Origin of the sequence: Bacillus pacificus (assembly GCF_020861345.1) — a bacterium.
GTDB classification, from domain to species: domain Bacteria; phylum Bacillota; class Bacilli; order Bacillales; family Bacillaceae_G; genus Bacillus_A; species Bacillus_A pacificus.
Genome location: NZ_CP086328.1, coordinates 3,347,566 through 3,366,234 on the forward strand (window position 1 = coordinate 3,347,566; position 18,669 = coordinate 3,366,234).

General features: G+C 35.3%; 16 protein-coding genes and 1 pseudogene. 2 read left to right on the forward strand and 15 right to left on the reverse strand.

The genetic code is table 11. The features are described from left to right. Nucleotides 1–10: 10 nt before the first annotated feature. From LMD38_RS17420 to LMD38_RS17435, 4 genes are all read right to left on the reverse strand, one after another. A complete protein-coding gene (locus LMD38_RS17420) occupies nucleotides 11–835 on the reverse strand; it encodes a DUF4037 domain-containing protein (RefSeq protein ID WP_000523167.1) in 825 nt (274 codons plus the stop codon). Nucleotides 836–925: 90 nt separating this feature from the next. Beyond that, a complete protein-coding gene (locus LMD38_RS17425; protein ID WP_000771318.1) occupies nucleotides 926–1,438 on the reverse strand; it encodes a GNAT family N-acetyltransferase in 513 nt (170 codons plus the stop codon). Nucleotides 1,439–1,515: 77 nt separating this feature from the next. Continuing rightward, a complete protein-coding gene (gene cysK / locus LMD38_RS17430; protein ID WP_000762262.1) occupies nucleotides 1,516–2,433 on the reverse strand; it encodes a cysteine synthase A in 918 nt (305 codons plus the stop codon). Between the two features lie 10 nt (nucleotides 2,434–2,443). Then, nucleotides 2,444–3,655 (reverse strand): MFS transporter, encoded by a 1,212-nt coding sequence (locus LMD38_RS17435; RefSeq protein WP_001149408.1) that lies wholly within the window; start codon nucleotides 3,653–3,655, stop codon nucleotides 2,444–2,446. A 222-nt stretch (nucleotides 3,656–3,877) separates the two neighbouring features. On the opposite strand from LMD38_RS17435, the gene LMD38_RS17440 reads away from it, so the two are divergent. Next, nucleotides 3,878–5,518 carry a peptide ABC transporter substrate-binding protein gene (locus tag LMD38_RS17440; RefSeq protein WP_062822328.1) on the forward strand — a complete coding sequence of 547 codons (1,641 nt, stop codon included), beginning with the start codon at nucleotides 3,878–3,880 and terminating at the stop codon, nucleotides 5,516–5,518. Nucleotides 5,519–5,559: 41 nt separating this feature from the next. Here LMD38_RS17440 and hflX read toward each other — a convergent pair whose 3' ends face one another. Both hflX and LMD38_RS17450 read right to left on the reverse strand, forming a co-directional pair. After that, nucleotides 5,560–6,819: a GTPase HflX gene (gene hflX / locus LMD38_RS17445; protein ID WP_062822329.1), complete on the reverse strand. Its 1,260-nt coding sequence runs from the start codon at nucleotides 6,817–6,819 to the stop codon at nucleotides 5,560–5,562. A gap of 483 nt (nucleotides 6,820–7,302) precedes the next feature. Further along, the gene (locus LMD38_RS17450; protein WP_016717151.1) at nucleotides 7,303–7,857 is read right to left on the reverse strand and encodes a cobalt transporter CbiN; all 555 of its coding nucleotides are present in this window, start codon (nucleotides 7,855–7,857) and stop codon (nucleotides 7,303–7,305) included. Between the two features lie 175 nt (nucleotides 7,858–8,032). Between LMD38_RS17450 and LMD38_RS17455 the strand changes: the two genes are divergently transcribed. Next, entirely contained in the window at nucleotides 8,033–9,019 is a 987-nt protein-coding gene (locus LMD38_RS17455) for a ketoacyl-ACP synthase III (RefSeq protein ID WP_062822330.1), read from the forward strand. 50 nt (nucleotides 9,020–9,069) lie between these two features. Here LMD38_RS17455 and LMD38_RS17460 read toward each other — a convergent pair whose 3' ends face one another. The 9 genes and pseudogenes from LMD38_RS17460 to nagA form a co-directional block, all read right to left on the reverse strand. Then, on the reverse strand, nucleotides 9,070–10,335 hold the full coding sequence (locus LMD38_RS17460; RefSeq protein WP_062822331.1) for an MFS transporter: 1,266 nt from the start codon (nucleotides 10,333–10,335) through the stop codon (nucleotides 9,070–9,072). Between the two features lie 210 nt (nucleotides 10,336–10,545). After that, the gene (locus tag LMD38_RS17465; RefSeq protein WP_000023130.1) at nucleotides 10,546–10,881 is read right to left on the reverse strand and encodes a YrdB family protein; all 336 of its coding nucleotides are present in this window, start codon (nucleotides 10,879–10,881) and stop codon (nucleotides 10,546–10,548) included. A gap of 285 nt (nucleotides 10,882–11,166) precedes the next feature. Further along, nucleotides 11,167–12,924, reverse strand: coding sequence for an MFS transporter (locus LMD38_RS17470; RefSeq protein WP_062822332.1), 1,758 nt, complete (start codon nucleotides 12,922–12,924; stop codon nucleotides 11,167–11,169). 35 nt (nucleotides 12,925–12,959) lie between these two features. Continuing rightward, a pseudogene (locus LMD38_RS17475) lies at nucleotides 12,960–13,497 on the reverse strand (PadR family transcriptional regulator). A gap of 176 nt (nucleotides 13,498–13,673) precedes the next feature. Next, nucleotides 13,674–14,486, reverse strand: a complete 813-nt coding sequence (locus LMD38_RS17480) for a polyphosphate kinase 2 family protein (RefSeq protein ID WP_062822333.1) — start codon at nucleotides 14,484–14,486, stop codon at nucleotides 13,674–13,676. A gap of 271 nt (nucleotides 14,487–14,757) precedes the next feature. After that, nucleotides 14,758–15,699, reverse strand: coding sequence for an ROK family protein (locus tag LMD38_RS17485; protein WP_062822334.1), 942 nt, complete (start codon nucleotides 15,697–15,699; stop codon nucleotides 14,758–14,760). 19 nt (nucleotides 15,700–15,718) lie between these two features. After that, nucleotides 15,719–16,642, reverse strand: coding sequence for a 1-phosphofructokinase (pfkB, locus tag LMD38_RS17490; protein WP_000562120.1), 924 nt, complete (start codon nucleotides 16,640–16,642; stop codon nucleotides 15,719–15,721). Nucleotides 16,643–16,654: 12 nt separating this feature from the next. Continuing rightward, entirely contained in the window at nucleotides 16,655–17,500 is an 846-nt protein-coding gene (locus LMD38_RS17495; RefSeq protein ID WP_000961489.1) for a tagatose-bisphosphate aldolase subunit GatY, read from the reverse strand. A gap of 4 nt (nucleotides 17,501–17,504) precedes the next feature. Next, nucleotides 17,505–18,668 carry an N-acetylglucosamine-6-phosphate deacetylase gene (gene nagA / locus LMD38_RS17500; protein WP_001110428.1) on the reverse strand — a complete coding sequence of 388 codons (1,164 nt, stop codon included), beginning with the start codon at nucleotides 18,666–18,668 and terminating at the stop codon, nucleotides 17,505–17,507. Nucleotide 18,669 lies beyond the last annotated feature (1 nt).

Genomic DNA, 18,669 nt, shown 5'->3' on the forward strand with positions numbered 1-18,669 from the left:
TCTTTGTTTTTTATTTCGCATATTGAATACGCTTTTGCTGTTCAGCAATATGTAATTCCGGAGCATGGTGTTCTACTAACTGTAATAGCTCCTCGATTAACACTTCTAACTCCTGTACACTATACTCCGGTTTTCCTATTAAAGCATTCGCCATACGCTCATATAAGTTTTCAGGCTTAATAATCATTCGTTCCACATTATATGGCATCCATTTAAACGCCGGGTGATGTACATACATTTTATTCAAACCAAATAAGACACCAAATATATTCCTTTGTGCTTCACAAATAACATCATATAGCATAAGCCAGTCTTTTCGTTTTAAAAGTGCCTCTCGATTATGCCAGCGATTGCTTAACCAAAGATTTTCTGAAATCATCCGTTTCGCTAGATTTTCTGGATATGCTACCACTCTATCTTTTAATGCATGTACTTTCTCTTCTCCATACAAACTAACACCGTCATGCACGGATGATACAATACATTGTTTTTCATAACTTATATCATATTGATCCACCACATCCGAAATCACTTTCTCTACTGTTTCTGTTAAAAAGTTACTAATCTCTAATTTAATTCCTTCTTTCGTCAAATACGTTTCCGACCATTCTTCTTCCTCATAAGGATGATATGACAAAATTGTTCCACCAATATAGTTAATAGGCCCTTTACGATCCTCATTCTCTGGTGGCATTGACCATAAAATATGTAGTTCTATATCTGAATGTTCATCTTCTAGCTTTCTAGCTACTGAACCGGCTAAAATAATAGCCTCCACTTTTGGGTTCTTCCTATAAATCTCTGACATTTCTATTGCTTTCTCTTTTAATCCCACTTCATTTCCCCCTATAATTGCATTACAGCCTTACTTCTTTTATTTATTTCGATATTACACATTTTATTCCCTTTTCAAAGTTCCACTACATCATATTTCTACCCAATAACGTTGTACAATTTCCCCAGTATGAGAAGAAACTACTTCATTTTCTAACACACCGCCAACCTTTTGAATCGTTTTAGCCGAAGCGATATTAGCTTTATCACAAGTTATTAACACTTTCTGCAATCCTAATTTTTGCGCTTCATCCAATGCAAATTGTAGTTGTTTTGTAGCGTAACCTTGGCGACGTTTATTTGGATGGACACTATATCCAATATGACCACTTTCCCGCAATAATTCTGAGTTTAGTCGATGTCTAATATTTACAAAACCTATAAGTTCCCCTTTTTCAAAACTTAAAAATTGGCTAGACGGTACTCGATTACCTTGTAAGTTTTCTCCCGCTTCTTGTATACTCACTTTTTCAAACCATTCATCGAGAGAATCAAAATTTTGTAAAGAACTACTGCCGTGTGGTTGTTCATCAGCATGTAAAAACGCATCGCGATACTCCATAATTTGTTTGCTATATTCATATGTTGGTTTTAATAGTTTCATTGTGCTTCTCCTCTCTAAATAACCTACAACAAACCCCTTAATAGCTCTCTTTCACCATTAAGGGGTTTCTATCATTTTCATTCAAATAATCCCATACTCAAATAACGCTCACCTGTATCAGGTGCAATACATAAAACTTTTTTACCAGCACCTAATCGTTTCGCAATCATAATCGCTGCGTAAACAGAAGCACCAGAAGACGGCCCAACTAATAATCCCTCTTGTCTAGCTAAATTTCTCATTGTCGTTAAAGCCTCTTCGTCTGCAATTTGAATAATTTCGTTATACACTTCCGTATTTAAGTTTTTCGGGATAAATCCCGGACTTGTTCCTACTAGTTTATGAGGACCTGGAACACCTCCGGATAGTACGGGAGATCCTTTCGGTTCTACTACTGCGATATATAAGTTTGGTAGTTTCTCTTTTAACGTTTCTCCAGTCCCTGTAATAGTTCCACCCGTTCCAGCAGTTGCTACGAATGCATCAAGCTTTCCATCCATTTGTTCATAAATTTCAAGTGCAGTTGTATAACGATGAATATTCGGGTTTGCTGGATTTTCAAATTGCTGCGGAATAAAACTATTTGGAATTTTCTCTTGCAATTCTAACGCCTTCGCAATTGCTCCTGGCATTCTTTGTTCTGCCGGTGTTAAAACTACTTCTGCACCGTATGCTTTCAATAAATTTATACGCTCTTTTGACATATTGTCCGGCATAATTAAAATCGCTTTATATCCTTTCGCAGCCGCGTTCATCGCTAAACCAATTCCTGTATTACCACTTGTTGGCTCAATAATTGTATCTCCTGGTTTGATAAGACCATTCTCTTCTGCAACGTGCAATAAATTATAGGCAGCACGGTCTTTCACACTGCGTGATGGATTAAACATTTCTAGTTTTACATACACATCTGCTGCGTCTTCTGGAATAAATTTAGATAAACGGACGACAGGTGTATCTCCTATTAATTCTGTAACATTTTCACATAATTTCATAGTGCATCCCCTATTCTATCGTTTTCTTATCACTTGGTAATAACCAAGAAGTAAGTCCAATTAATGGTAGACAACTACATAGTAACATAATGAATTGTAGACTATATATGTCAGCCAATTTCCCAAGAACTACAGAGCCTAAAGCGCCGAGTCCAAACGCAAGCCCTACAATTAATCCAGATACCATTCCTACTTTTCCAGGAACAAGCTCTTGCGCATATACAACAATTACACTAAAACTACTTGAACTAATAAAACCGATACATAAAAATAGCGGTATGACCCATACGAGCGAAACGTGGGGTAATAAAAGTGCAAGTGGGGCTGAACCTAGCATTGAAAATACAATAATTGTTTTCTTTCCAAATCGATCTGCTAATGGACCACCAAAGAAGGTTCCTAACACACCAGCAATCATAAATGCGAATACGAAATACTGAGCATTTTTTATCGATAAACCGTAATGCTCAATTAAGTAAAATTGATAAAAGTTCCCAATACCAGCACCGTACCAAGATCGTACAAAAGTAAGAAAAACAAGAAGTAAAATAACAAATTTAATATGTGTACTTACAATCGCATTTTCCGCCTCAAGCGCAGCCCTCTTTTTTCTCCTCACAGCGCCAGTCGCTAATTCATTCCTATACCAATTTGATACGAAAATTAATAATACAATTCCTACCGCCGCAAAGGCCGTAAAACCTAAAGAACCAATTTGTCCAAGCGGAACGAAAATTAACGCTGTAAAAATAGGAGCTAGAGAATTACCTGTATTTCCTCCCACTTGATAAATCGCTTGCGCTAAACCTCGTTTCGTCCCTGCTGCCATATAAGCAACTCGGGCGCCTTCTGGATGAAAGACTGCGGAACCTAATCCGATAAATAAAACAGAAATAATAACAATAATAAAGTTCGGTGCAAACGCGAGTCCAATCATCCCAAGCATACTCGAAAACATACCGAGCGGTAATAAAAATGGTGACGGCTTCTTATCCGAATACATACCAAAAACCGGTTGCATAATCGATGATGTCATATTTAACGCAAACGCAATCCACCCTACTTGCATATAGGATAAATTCATCGTTTTTTCCAAAATAGGAAACAACGCGGGCACAACTGCTTGCATCGAATCATTTAAAAAATGACCGAAACTAATCGCAAATAATATTCGATATATTGTCGGTGTTTCTACTCTGTTTTTTTGCGAAACTGCCTGCATATGTGTATTTCTCCTTCCTGTACAAAATATATATTTATTACAGTAGGTGTAATAAATTCTGACTTTTGAAACATTTCTATTCTATACTGGTTTCATTTCTTTTTCCAGAAATATCACTTCTTACATAATACATTTTTTCTATACGCTTTATCGGATTTATTTATAGAAATTTTCTATATTTTCTTTTATACTAAGGCAGAGATGAAGGGAAGGTTGACAAATATGAAGAAAAAAACAAAAGGGATCGTTGCACTCTCAATCACATTATCTATGTTTTTAACAGCATGTGGTCAAAAACAAGAGGCAACAACTCCCGGAGAAAAGAAAAAAGAATCTTCAAAACAAGTATTAAACATTGTAGAAGCTGGGGAAATTTCTACACTTGATTCATCTATCGCAACCGATGGATTTTCTTACGCTGCATTAAACAACGTAATGGAAGGATTATATATGCCTGGTCCTGACAATAAACCCGTTCCTGCAGCTGCTGAATCGTACAAACTGAGTGAAGACGGAAAAACATATATATTTACATTACACGACTCAAAATGGTCAAATGGTGATCCAGTGACTGCTCATGATTTTGAATATGCATGGAAACGTGCTGTTAATCCAGAAACTGCTTCTGAATACGCACATATTATGTTCGATATTAAAAACGCAGAAAAAATAAATAAAAAAGAATTACCAATTGATTCATTTGGTGTAAAGGCAATTGATGATAAAACACTTGAAGTACAGTTAGAACACCCTGTTCCATACTTTTTAGGTTTAATGGGGTTTGCAACATTTTATCCTCAAAACCAAAAAGTTGTAGAAGCGCAAGGGAAAAATTACGGGCTTGAAGCTGCAAATGTAGTGTATAACGGACCGTTCCAATTAAGTGAATGGAAACATGATACAAGTTATAAAATGACGAAAAATCCGAACTACTGGGATAATAAAAATGTGAAGCTAAATGAAATTAATGTAAATATCGTAAAAGATACTTCAACAGCCGTTAACTTATTTGAAAGCAAACAAGTAGACCGAATTACGATTAATTCAGAGTTTGTTGATAAATATCAAAAAGATCCGAGCTTAAAGAAAATGGAACGTCCTTCTGTGACGTTTTTCCGATTTAGTCAAAAGAATACTTTATTAGCAAACAAAAATGCTCGTAAAGCTATTTCACTTGCTTTTGATAAACAAGGAATCGCAACAACGATTTTAAATAATGGTTCTATACCTGCGAATGCATTCGTTCCGAAAGGATTCGTAAAAGGACCTGACAATAAAGATTTTCGCAGTACAAGTCATGTAAAAGTAGAAACAAATGTGAAAGAAGCTAAAACACTATGGGAAACTGCGAAAAAAGAAACAAACTTACAAAACGCTTCCCTTTCAATCATAACAACTGATGAATCTAACGATAAAAAAATTAGTGAGTTTTTAAAAGGTGAGCTGGAGAAAAACTTACCTGGATTAAAAATCACATTACAACCACTTCCAGTAAAAGCATTTTTAGATCGTGAAGGAAATGGTGATTATGACATTTCACTTTCTACATGGGGACCAGATTATCCTGATCCTACAACATTTTTAAATATGTTCGTTACAGACGGACCGTTTAATAAGATGAGTTACTCAAACAAACAATACGACGAATTAATTGAAAAAACGAGCTCTACTTTAGTAACTGACTTACCAGCACGTTGGAAAGCGTTCCAAGATGCTGAGAAAATCTTACTTGAAGATGATGCAGCCATTGCTCCAATCTTCCAATCAGGTCTTGTATATTTAGAGCGTCCAACAGTAAAAGGTGTTGTTATTCGTCCATTTGCAGGAATTTATTCTTATAAGTGGGCCTCTATTACAGAATAAGAAAAAGGCGATCCTAACACATATTAGGATCGCCTTTTTTATTAAATTGCAAAACGCTTATACTTTTCGTAATCGCTCGTCTTACATTCTACTTCTAGTTTCGTACCTTCGTTTTCATAACTCGTAGATAGAACGTGCGCATGATTATTGAAATAAGAAACTACCTGTCCTTGATCATATGGAATTAACATTTCACACTTCGTATACTCTTTATAGATGTGTGAGCGAATCATTTCTACAAGTTCTTCCATTCCAATATGTTTCTTCGCTGATAAATAAACGCGGTCTTCTTGTACTTTCGGAATTTCAACATCTACCATATCTGATTTGTTATAAGCATAAATTGTTGGGATATTTTCTACTCCAATTTTCTTTAACGTTTCATTTGTAATATCAATTAACTGTTCGTAATTTGGATTTGCGTAATCTACAACGTGAATAAGTAGGTCTGCTTCCGCTACTTCTTCTAACGTTGAACGGAACGCTTTCACAAGGTGATGCGGTAATTTGCTTACAAATCCAACTGTATCCGTTAATAAAAATGATTTGTTATCTGGCAAATCAATATTTCGCACCGATGTTTCTAACGTCGCGAATAACATATCTTTTTCAAATACTTGTTTTTCTTCTGTACCATTGTAAATTTCAAGCATCGCATTCATCGTCGTTGATTTTCCCGCGTTCGTATAACCTACTAATGCTACAACAGGAATTTCATTTTTCTTACGTTGTTTTCGCTGCGTTTGACGCTGCGCAACAAGAGCTTCTAAATCTTTATTTAAAACTGAAATTTGTTCTTCAATTTTACGACGATCCAACTCTAATTTCTTCTCACCGACACCTTTATTTTTCGTACCAACACCGCCGCTCTGTCTTCCTAACGATTCACGAAGACCAATTAAACGAGGCATCATATACTGAAGGTGGGCCACTTCTACTTGCAACTGCGCTTCTTTCGTTTTCGCACGTTGCGCAAAAATATCTAAAATTAATATGGTACGGTCAATTACTTTACAATCTAAATCTGCTTCTAAATTTCGAATTTGAGAAGGCGATAATTCGTCATTAAAGATTACCATATTCGCACCTACTTCATTTACATAGGCTGCTACTTCTTCAATCTTTCCTTTTCCAATATAATGGGATGGATTTACACGTTGTAAATTTTGCGTCACTTGTCCAATTACCTCTACATCACAAGCTTCTGCAAGATTCGTTAGCTCTTCCATCGAATATGCAAAATCATCCTCATTACCTAAATTCACTCCAACTAAAACTGCTCTTTGTAATAATTCTTCCATATATTTATTCCTCCATTTCGATTACGTAAAATAAAAAACACAGGTCGCTGCCTGTGTTTTCGTAAACGGATAAGGGTTCACCAAAGAAATAGAAGAAAGTTGTGCTTTCATCCTATCTCATAGTTAAAAAGTCCCAAGATCGTATACGTATCCACTATAAGTGTTCACCTATACAATCCCATTCTATTTATAAAGGCAAAACAAAAAGAGGGCGTATTCGTCCCTCCCTCTTTTTCACATATAAGCTTAATAAAGGGTTCCTTTAAAATAGGCAGACCAATCCCGTTCACTCTGCACACAGACAGAGCCTTTGAGCGCTATTCAATTATTGGCACAAAGTATTGAGACGTAATCTGATTAAGATCAAAGGAAGCCCCTCCGTTCATTTTAAGTTACATAAAGTGTAGCATAAGTAATTCGCTTTCACAAGGTTAAACCACCTATAGAAACTGAAAGAAAATCTTTATATTTTTACTTTAATCGTCATTTTTTGCGCTTTTTTCTTACAATAAAAATCACAAGAGCTACTATCAGTAACAGACCTACAGAAAGAGTAAGAATTTGCCACCAGCTTAAACCGTTCAACATGCCACCTTTCAAATCGACTTTCTTTGTCGGAACAGATTCTTTTGCAATTTGACTTAAAGTTACTTTGTCCGCCCCTGCCTCATCTAATCTCTTCGTTCTACTACAACTATTTGTGTGTAATTGTTTTTCCAATCCTCTTTGAGAAGAATATACTAAGTACTCTCCTCCTTCCACAAAGTGAAATACACAATCACCACCATTTGTATATACAATAATTTGCGAAGAATTTGTCCCTTTCCAAATCTTCTTCACTTCAAATAATACTTCAATTCCAACCCCTTCTTTCCTTCCAACCTCAATTACTTTTCCCTCAAACACTACATCGTTTTTTTGAAAGGCCTCTTCTGCTGATACGTTAATACAATCACAAGCATAAGATTTCTCTGAAAAAATAATAAGAATAAAGCTACAAATAATGACAACAGGCAACATGCGTAAAACTGTTTTCAAGGAGCTCAACTCACTTCATTATCAATTTTAAAAACTTCTCGTATATTATTTTTTACAACACTCGCTAAATTCCTTCATAGTAAGCTAAGTCGTTCAATACACCAAAAATCTATATTGACATTTTTATAACCTGATATTAGTATCAGGTTATAAAATGAAGTTAGGAGCTGTTCCTATGAATTCTAAATCTCGTATTACTGCAATTGGTACTCATGTTCCAAATCAAATACTCTCTAATCATGATTTAGAAAAAATGATCGATACGAATGATGAATGGATTGTACAAAGAACAGGAATGAAGGAAAGAAGGATTGCTAGCGAAGACGAATACTCCTCACACTTAGCCATTAAAGCAATTGAAAATTTATGTACAACATACAAGAAAAACTTAGAAGATGTCGACTGTATCATTGTTGCTACTACTACTGCTGATTACGTTTTCCCGAGTGTTGCTTGCCAAATACAACAATACTTCAACATACCTCATACAATAGCATTTGATTTAAATGCCACTTGCGCTGGTTTCACATATGGCTTGCACGTCGGTAATAGCTTGATTACTTCTGGATCACATAAAAAAGTACTTGTCATAGCGACAGAGACATTATCAAAAGTTACTGATTACACCGATAGAACGACCTGCATTTTATTTGGCGATGGTGCTGGAGCCATTTTATTAGAAAGAGATGAAAACAAACCAAGCTTTATTGCCGCACACATGGGAACAAATGGGGACGGTGGTATTCATCTATACAGAACAAACTTATCTACAACAACTATGAATGGTACACCACTGCAAACAAATGAAAAAATCGTGCAAAATGGAAGAGAAGTATATAAATGGGCAACACGCACGGTGCCAACAGGGATAAAAGAACTATTACATACCGCAAATATGCAAAAGGATGATATAGACTGGTTCATTCCTCATAGTGCTAATTTACGAATGATCGAATCTATTTGTGAAAAATCTCAAATTCCAATACAAAAAACATTAACGAGTGTGGAATTTATGGGGAATACATCTTCCGTCTCTATTCCACTCGCACTAGATTTAGCTAGAAAAGAAGGAAAATTAAGTAACGGAGATACACTTTTACTATACGGATTTGGCGGTGGTCTTACGCATTTAGGGCTTATTGTGAAGTGGGATTTAATTTAAGTTTATAAAAAGAGGTTCTAGTTAGTAACTAGAACCTCACTTCAATTTCGTTATCCTTTTCGGGACCATATCACAACAGGAATCAGCATGAAAGCTAATACTCCTCCAGCTAATGACAATGCTGCATAACTCGAATTCGCTACTACCATTCCTGATATCGCTCCACCAGAAGCTCCAGCTAACGCAATAAACACATCTATCTTCCCTTGTGTTTTTGCACGTGTAGAAGGTATAGTTGCATCAACAATTTGAGCAGTACCACTTATTAAACCAAGGTTCCATCCTAAGCCAAGTAAAGATAAAGCAACAATTAATAGTATTATAGAATCACTTGGCGCTATCGCAGCTATGACACCTGCTGCTAGTAAAATTACTCCACCTGCTATACTCATCGTAGTTCTGCCTATTTTATCAATTAACATTCCCGTAACGAGAGATGGAAGATACATTGCACCTACATGAAAACCAATTACAAGACCTACTGCACTTAAACCGTGACCGTGGTGTCCCATGTGAACTGGAGTCATCGTCATAATTGCAACCATCACGATTTGAGTAAGTATCATTACGATAGCTCCAACTGTAATGCCTCTTTTATTTTCTTTCGCTTCTTCTGTTACCGGTTGGCCTTTATATGTATGTTCTTGTTTATATGATTCTATCATATTAGCAATAAGTAACGGATCGGGACGAAGCATAACAAATAGTACAAGACCCGCCAGTATAAATGCAGCTGCTGATAATATGAACGGACCAGCAAGTTCAGGAATTCCAATTGAATGAGCAAACCTTCCCATTACACCTACTAAATTGGGACCTGCGACCGCACCAAAAGTCGTCATTACCATCGTAATACTAATAGCAGTTGCTCTTTGCTTCTTATTCGCTAAATCCGTTCCAGCATAACGCGCTTGTAAATTTGTAGCTGTGCCCGCGCCATATATAAGTAAAGAAACTAGTAAAAGAATAATACTATTTGTTAAAGCTGCCATCACAACTCCAATAGCCCCTAGCCCGCCTACTATAAAACCTCCTGCAAGCCCTACGCGGCGACCATACTTTTGCGATAACTTCCCCACAAAGAAAGCCGCTATCGCAGATCCCATCGTAAACATAGCAGCCGGTAAACCTGCAAATGCATCTGTCCCAAGCATTTGCTGCGCAAGAAGTGCACCTACTGTAATCCCAGCAGCCAACCCTGCTCCGCCGAACATTTGTGAAATACTTACGATTAGTAACGTTCGTTTGTATAATTTTTGTTGCTCATCTTCTGTGTACATACGATTAGTTATTGAAACATCTGCTGTATCTATCATTTCCTCATCCTCTCTATAAAACTAATACCCCTTGTTAATGTACTATAGAACAACAAAATCCCCAAATTTTTAACTCTTAAATTTATTCATATTTTGTTGCTCCTCCACTTCAAATAATAATCCCTTAATTTTCAACACTACTCTTTTGTATTATTAAAATACAATATAAAACTACATGACATGTAATTTTATATAGATACTGTAGTAAATTTACTGTTTCCAGACAATGATTAAAGTGCGATTTATTATAAATAACACGGCAAGAATAATAGCAAAAGATTTTTGATCAACAACATATAGAGCAACAGAGCTAACTCCAAACAAGATGATTTCTAGCATAAACCTATATGGTTCTGGCAATTTTAATGATGCTTTAGGTGCAATGAACCGCCCCCATATTATTGCAAAAAGTAGTGGTGAACCAATACCAAAAACATATTTCCCATATACATTCCAAAAAAATTGAAAGCCCCAATAACATAATGATGCAAGAGCACATAATTCTAGAAAAAATCGAATCCCCAGATTTATATGTTTTATAGACATATACAACCTCCTTGAAAACATATGTAGAATCCTATAAAAGTAATATTATGCATCCTATATTTGAACTTGATACGTACCTATTCATTGTATGTAAAAATACTTATTCATACTATTCAGTTCATCTTTGACTTTGGCTGATAATGAATGAGAGTAAATACTTCATGATAGTGACACATATGTCTATAAGCACAAAGGAAAGAACTCCGCCATTCATGTTTCGTCCGTGGAGTTCTTTCCTTTGTTAATAGCCAACTTTCAATAATTAGAATAAAATTCATGTTTGGCCTATTTCCCTTCCAATCCCCCTACTACCCTTTTTTCCCTTCTTTTACTCAAAGCTTTCCCTTCCCAAAATAACAAACTTACGAAAGCACAAATTAAAATAATTGGCACACTTGCTTTATATAAATCTGTAAAACTCATAGCCATCTGGTTCTTAGCATAATGGTTTACATCATTCGAAAATGCGAGTACTTCTTTCTTTATACTTTCCTCTTGTTTTTCAACTTCATTTGTCACTTGATTCATAACTTCTTCTCTTTTTATATCTCTATATTCTACTGGAACAGCATTTAATACTTCATCTACTTTTTGGTGAATTAATTCGTCTTTTTTCTCTTTATTTAACCCTACAAATTTTTCATTTTGATGCTTTTCTACATTCGTTTCTATACTTTGATTCTCTATTTTTTCTTTTGTTACTTGTAATATCTCAGCTTGCTCGACACTACTCACATGAATATTACGCACCTTTTCTTCTGCATAACGATATACATTCTCTTTATTTACAGTTAAGTTGTGAGTTAAGTTAGATACAAATATTGCGACCGCTAAAACAATCCCTACTTGCCGCAACATTGACACAACACTTTGAGAAGCAGTTAATAATTCTCCTTCAAACGAAGACGCACTTAAAACTGTAATTGGTCCTACTACTAAACCATATCCAGCACCTAATATCATACATGGAATAATAATTTCTATATTTGTTGAATTAACATCAATCATTTGCAACCAATAATAAGATAAGCCCATAACAAGAAAGCCTGATAAAATAATAGTTACTTTTCCGAGTTTTTTAATTAAAGTTGCTGCAGCTGGTGAGACAAAAAATATCATTGCTGAAATAGGTGTCACTAAAAAAGCTGCTTCAATTTCCGTTCGACCTTGTATTTTCGTTAAGAATGTTGGAAGTAATACAGTAACTCCAATTAAAAATACATTACTTAATATGACAACGATAGATGCTCCGACAAACATTCGATCTTTAAATAAATTTAAATTCACCATCGGATTATGAATCTTTCGTTCTACTAAAACAAATAGAATAAGAGAAATAGTACTAAGTGCATAGCAAGACAAAGCTATATTACTTTGCCATCCCCATGTATTTCCTTTTACTAATATGAGAGTAAAAGAGAAAATTGCTAAGCTACTTAATAGTAATCCTACCCAATCTATTTTTGAGATAATACGTTCTTCATTTTTTATTTTTAACATAGTGCAGCATAAAAGGATTCCAAGAATACAAATTGGAACATTTACGAAGAACACCCATCTCCAACCAAAATTTTGTGTAATAATTCCACCTATTACTGGTCCCATTGCAGCTGACAGACCTTGTGTTACACCTAAAATTGCAAGTGCAACATGCCTCTTAGCTAATGGCATTGCTGATACACCAATTACCATACTAGTTGGAAATAAAATCGCTGCCCCTACACTTTGTATAAAGCGAGACAAGATAAGAAAATCTCCCGTATTAGCAAAAGCACACAGTACTGACCCGCCACCAAAAATCACCAAACCAAGAATATACATCTTTGCTTTTCCAAAGATATCAGCTATCCGCCCTAACGGAATAGCAAGTACTGCTATTGTCATTGTATAAACATTTAATACCCAAGACATCTTTTCCAATGAAGTATTTACACTCGTTTGTATCGCTGGTAAAGCTATATTCATAATAGTCGTATCAATCATACAAAGAAATATACCTAAACACATTAAAAAGACAATCTTAATCCCCTTTGATTGCTCCATATTCATCCACCCTTTATTTATTGTGAACTTGTTTTTCATTCTTCTGTTTTATTGTTTTTTTGTTTCTAATTGTTCTAGTTTTCTTTTCAATGTCTCAACTTGAGCACTATACGATGCGATACCTACATCGAGTGAAATTTCCTCAACAAAAGTAATACCTTCTCTCCACTTTTCATATTTCAGACGTAGATCCGCAATGTATGCTTCTTTCCTTTCAATTTCGTCCTTAATCCATCTTTTTATCGCCTGATCATCGCTATAATTACCGAAATACATCCTCATTAAAAAATCTGAACGTAAAACATCTTTCTCTACATCCGTTTGCATGTATTGATAAAACTCTTCACGCCCCTCATCTGTAATAAAGTACATTTTCTTATTTGGTTTCCCTTCTTGCATAACAACTTCTTTTTTTATTTTCCCCTCTTTTTCCAACTGACGTAACGTTGGATAGATCATTCCAAAACTTCCATCAAAGAAATGAGTAAATACGTCTTCAAACACAATTTTAATATCATAACCAGACAATTCTTTTTCCATCAACAAACCTAAAACAACATCTCTTCCTTTCAAAATAAGACCCCCACATAGTATATAATCAATAATTATATTAACATTGTTAATATGATTATTGATTATATACCTTATTCTGTTATTTGTAAAATGTTTCTAAATAAAAAACACCCTGTAATTTTATTGTTCAAAATTACAGGGTATTTCTACTTTATATTTCATAAACAAACCTTGTACTATTTTACAACTACATCTTGATTCATTTCAAAACCTTCTGTCTTACCTTCTTTCATTTCATAATAATAAGAAGGCAATTCTATACCATGCTCTACAAAATAATCCTCAATTAACGAAATAATCACTTTCAACGTTTTCAAACGTGCGTATAATTTATCGTTGCTCGCGATTATTTGCCATTTTGCATTTGGCTTATTTGTTTTTTCAAACATGTCTTCCATTGCTTCAACATACTCGTCCCATTTTTCACGGTTACGCCAATCTTCATCTGTAATTTTCCATCTTTTTAAAGGATTATTCTCTCTATCTTTAAACCTCTTTAACTGTTCATCTTTACTAATATGATAGAAAAACTTACCGATTATATAATGATCATCTGTTAGTAGTTTTTCAAAATCATTAATCTCACCATACGCTCTCATCCACTCTTCCTTTGTAGCAAAACCTTCAACACGCTCAACTAACAGGCGGCCGTACCACGAGCGATCGAAAATAGTAATTTGCCCGTACTGAGGTAGTTTCCGCCAGAAACGTTGCAAGTAATGGTACCGTTTCTCATGAGGTGCTGGTGCTCCAATTGGATTTACTTGAAACCCACGCGGATCAAGGTGCTCTGTCACTCGTTTAATCGCTCCGCCTTTTCCAGCCGCATCCCAGCCTTCCATAACGAGCATAACTGCAATTTTTTCTTCTTTTACAATTTGCTGCAACGCTAATAAGCGCCTTTGATATTTTTCAAGTTTCTTATTGTACTTAGATTTCGATTCAATTCTTTTCGTTACATCTACTTTAGCAAGAACTCCATTTTCCATAAAACAAATCCCCCTTGTTGTATGACAATGTTATCTTACCATACTTTTGGTAATTTCTTCATAATTCTATTCCCTTTGACTTATACTTCAAATCGAGAACCGAACTGATAAATCACATCCGTACATACTTTATAGCACATCATCAACAAATGTATATTCCTATTAATATTTCAAACAAAAACAACCATCAGCTGATATATAAACAAGATAATGGTTGTTTAAAAATAAAAAGCTCTACGTGTTAACTATTCTCGATAAATATCTTCTAAAATTATATATTCATTGACTTTTCCTCACATTGATTCAACGCTACATAACAAGCTCCATATACACCAGCATCATTATGTAATGATGCTAAAGCGATTTCCACCTTATTTTGATAGATATCCATTATTTTGTCATGGAACCTTTCTTGAATTTGTTTCAAAAATGGTTCACCTTGCTCTGTAATACCTCCCCCAATAATAATTAATTCGGGGTTAAATATATAAGTAATATTTACTAAACCAGCAACAACATACTGTAGAAACTGTTCATATACATCCTTTGCCAATCGTTCTCCTCTGTACATACGTTCTATAATTTCTTCACCTGTGATTGTACCTATCTCTAGCCCTTGAATTTTTGATGCTTCTTTATACTGACGAATCAATGCCGAAGTCGATGCATATCTCTCATAACATCCCTCTCCGCCACAACTACATTTTTCTCCATTATGAACAATTATCATATGACCAAGCTCTCCTGCTAATCCTTTCACTCCCTGAAGCATTTTGCCATTTATAATGATTCCACTACCAATTCCGGTTCCAAGTGTGATTAAAACAATATGTTCTTTCCCCTGCCCTACTCCTTTCCACATTTCACCGAGACAAGCTGAACGAACATCATTTTCAATACTCGCCACATACCCTGTCTCACTATAAATGTAATCTGCTATTTTTGTACCGCTATATCCCGAAATATTGGCAGAATACAGAACTTCCCCCTTGATATTATCAATAATCCCACACGATGATACACCTACAGAATGAATTTTATAGCTCTTTTCAAACTCATATATTACTTCACAAATGCGATACAAAATTTCTTTCTTTTGATTTTGTACTGGTGTTGTTATTTTCCCTTGTTCATGTACCATTCCTTGTTCATCAATCATTGCATATTTTATAAAAGTTCCTCCAATATCAAAACAAGCAACGTACTTCCCCATATTTCTCCCCTTCCTACTTTTAGACAATTGTAATTTCATTATAGAAATTCTCTACATTTTTAAGCTGTATGTAACCTGTTATTTCCTCAGCTGCGTTAGCCATTCCACACGCCACCGAAAAACGAAGTGCATCCTTTATCCCATACCCCTTTGCGAGTGCTAACGTTATTCCTGCAACCATTGCGTCACCTGAGCCAACGGCATTGATTGTTTTTATTTCTGAAATAATTGCCCTTATGCTTTCATCTTTCGTAATAAGTATCGCTCCTTCTCTTCCAAGTGATAACAAAACATACTGCACGCCCCCCTCGCAGATTTTAGTTGCTTCCGCAATCATTTCTTCCTGTGACACACGTTTTTTTTGAAGCAACTGACAAATTTCTTGCCTGTTTGGTTTAATTAAAAATGGTTTTCCTTGTATGCCATGCAATAATGGTTCTCCACTTGTATCTAATATGAATTTTTTACCGTTTTCAGCCGCCTTTTGTGCCAACTGTTGATAAAATGAATTTGGAATACCCTTAGGTAAACTTCCCGATGCAACAATAAACTCAAAATCTTTTACTATCCTTTCATATTTTTTTATAAAAAGAGCTATTTCATCCTCTGAAATAGCTGGTCCTGCTTCTAATACTTCAGTAGCTGACGCAGATTTTTTTGTGATTAACGCTATACAATTGCGAGTTTCTTCTTTAACGGAAACAAACTCATCAATAATCGATAAATCTTTCAATCTTTTTCTTATGAACTCACCATTACTACCACCAAGTAACCCAGCTCCTGTTACTTCTTCTCCAAGCAAACGAAGTACTCTCGATACATTAATGCCTTTTCCACCCGCAGTTTTTTCATAGTCTTTCGTACGATGTATTTTGTTTAGTTTTAATTCTCCTAATTCATATCGCATATCAACAGATGGATTCAATGTAATTGTCGCAATCATAAGAATATCTCCTTACACACGATTTAAACTTTTGCACATCTTTATTTTATCTGCAACAACCCGTTTCATCGCCATAATTGCATCTGAAAAATATTTACGCGGATCATTTTCTTCTGGATGAGAATGTAGATAATGGCGTAATGCTGTTCCGAATGCAATTTTTAGCTCTGTTGCAATATTTACTTTACAAATTCCTAAACGAATCGTTTCTTGCACTAAACTGTCTGATAATCCAGATGCCCCATGTAGTACAAGAGGAATATTGACTTGCTTTCTGATATTTATTAATCTTTGTAAATCTAATTTTGGTTCCCCTTTATATAGTCCATGTGCCGTTCCAATTGCAACTGCCAATGAGTCAATATTCGTGCGTTCTACAAATTCTTTCGCTTGGTAAGGATCTGTATAAATTGAGTTTTCTACTTTTATATCTTCTTCTATTCCTGATAATTGCCCTAATTCAGCCTCTACTGTTACTCCATATTGTTTTGCATACAACGAAACTTCCTGAACAATCTGAATATTCTCTTCAAATGGATGATGCGATGCATCAATCATAACAGAGCGAACTCCTGAATCAATACAATTTTTAATATCACTTATATCCTCATGATGATCTAAATGTAGGCTAATTGGTATTTCATATTGCTTTCTCGCTGCTTCAATCATATGCAAAAGATATTCTTTTCCCATATATTTTATTGTGCCTGGTGTAGCAGCTATAATAACAGGTGACCTAAGCTCTACTGCGGATTCAATTACTGCTTTTAAAGTTTCTAAATTATGAATATTAAAAGCCGGAACCGCATAACCCTGTTCTTGTGCATTTCTCAGTATAAATTGAGTTGAAACAAGCATACTCTCAAATCCTCTCTTTATTCTTTTTATATTTCATTTCTCCCCCTACAACTGTTCCTATAAGATCTAAATCCTCTGTTAATATAAGAAAATCAGCTCTTTTCCCTGGTGCTATACTTCCAATTTCATTATCAACTCCAATACTTTTAGCAGGAATTAACGATCCCATATGAACACATTCCCATAACGATGCATTTGTCCATTTCTCTATATTCTTCACACCATCAATAAATCGAAGTGTACTTCCTGCTAAAGAACCCGCCTCTGTTCGGGCAATGCCGTCTTGCACTTGGACAACAAATTCTCCTAAATTATATGTGCCATCCCCTAATAAGCCCGCTCGCATACAGTCACTAACTAAACAAGTTTTGTCGTATCCTTTACATTTATATAAAATATTCACTACGCTTGGATGTACATGATGTCCATCTACAATGATTTCACCATACACATGCTCAGTTGAGAGTACCGCTCCAACAACGCCAGGTTCACGGTGATGTAATCCTTTCATTCCATTAAACGTATGCACAAAAATCGTCGCTCCTGCTTGAATCGCATTCTGGCATATCTCATAGTTTGCATTCGTATGCCCAATTGCTACATGAATATTCTTTTTCACAGCATGATGTATACACGCAATAGCACCTTTCCTCTCTGGTGCCATGGCAATTTTTTTAATTGTCCCTTCTGATGCAACAATCCACTCCTCTAACATTTCAATGGTTGGATCAATAAAATATTTAGAGTTTTGTGCACCTTTATAGACCTCCGTAAAACAAGGTCCCTCCAGAAAAGCTCCAATAATATTGGCCCCATCCACTCCTCTTTTTTTTGCATGAGCTATATTTTTTAAAGCTTTCATTATATTTTCTGAAGAATCAGTTAATGTTGTAGGTAAAAAACTCGTAACACCATTTTCCAATAACATAATAGAAATATTGTTTAACGATTCATATGTGCTATCCATTACATCATGTCCCGCTACACCGTGAATATGTGTATCCACAAATCCTGGAGAAATAATACTTCCTTCAAAATCCATTACTAACGCTCCGTCTACTATTTCTTCAACATGTTTTAGAAAGTAGCCATTTACAATATGTAAATATCCACCCTCACGAACACCATCTTCTAGTAGATACATAGATGCTTTGACATAGTAGTTCATA

Bases quoted from the DNA above. Each gene is read 5' to 3' on its own strand.
- LMD38_RS17460 (WP_062822331.1), bottom strand. From the start codon at position 10,335: ATGATAGATACAGCAGATGTTTCAATAACTAATCGTATGTACACAGAA.
- cysK (WP_000762262.1), bottom strand. From the start codon at position 2,433: ATGAAATTATGTGAAAATGTTACAGAATTAATAGGAGATACACCTGTC.
- pfkB (WP_000562120.1), bottom strand. From the start codon at position 16,642: ATGATTGCGACAATTACATTGAATCCATCTGTTGATATGCGATATGAA.
- LMD38_RS17440 (WP_062822328.1), top strand. From the start codon at position 3,878: ATGAAGAAAAAAACAAAAGGGATCGTTGCACTCTCAATCACATTATCT.
- LMD38_RS17485 (WP_062822334.1), bottom strand. From the start codon at position 15,699: ATGGGGAAGTACGTTGCTTGTTTTGATATTGGAGGAACTTTTATAAAA.
- hflX (WP_062822329.1), bottom strand. From the start codon at position 6,819: ATGGAAGAATTATTACAAAGAGCAGTTTTAGTTGGAGTGAATTTAGGT.
- LMD38_RS17455 (WP_062822330.1), top strand. From the start codon at position 8,033: ATGAATTCTAAATCTCGTATTACTGCAATTGGTACTCATGTTCCAAAT.
- LMD38_RS17425 (WP_000771318.1), bottom strand. From the start codon at position 1,438: ATGAAACTATTAAAACCAACATATGAATATAGCAAACAAATTATGGAG.
- LMD38_RS17435 (WP_001149408.1), bottom strand. From the start codon at position 3,655: ATGCAGGCAGTTTCGCAAAAAAACAGAGTAGAAACACCGACAATATAT.
- nagA (WP_001110428.1), bottom strand. From the start codon at position 18,668: ATGAACTACTATGTCAAAGCATCTATGTATCTACTAGAAGATGGTGTT.
- LMD38_RS17470 (WP_062822332.1), bottom strand. From the start codon at position 12,924: ATGGAGCAATCAAAGGGGATTAAGATTGTCTTTTTAATGTGTTTAGGT.
- LMD38_RS17465 (WP_000023130.1), bottom strand. From the start codon at position 10,881: ATGTCTATAAAACATATAAATCTGGGGATTCGATTTTTTCTAGAATTA.
- LMD38_RS17495 (WP_000961489.1), bottom strand. From the start codon at position 17,500: ATGCTTGTTTCAACTCAATTTATACTGAGAAATGCACAAGAACAGGGT.
- LMD38_RS17480 (WP_062822333.1), bottom strand. From the start codon at position 14,486: ATGGAAAATGGAGTTCTTGCTAAAGTAGATGTAACGAAAAGAATTGAA.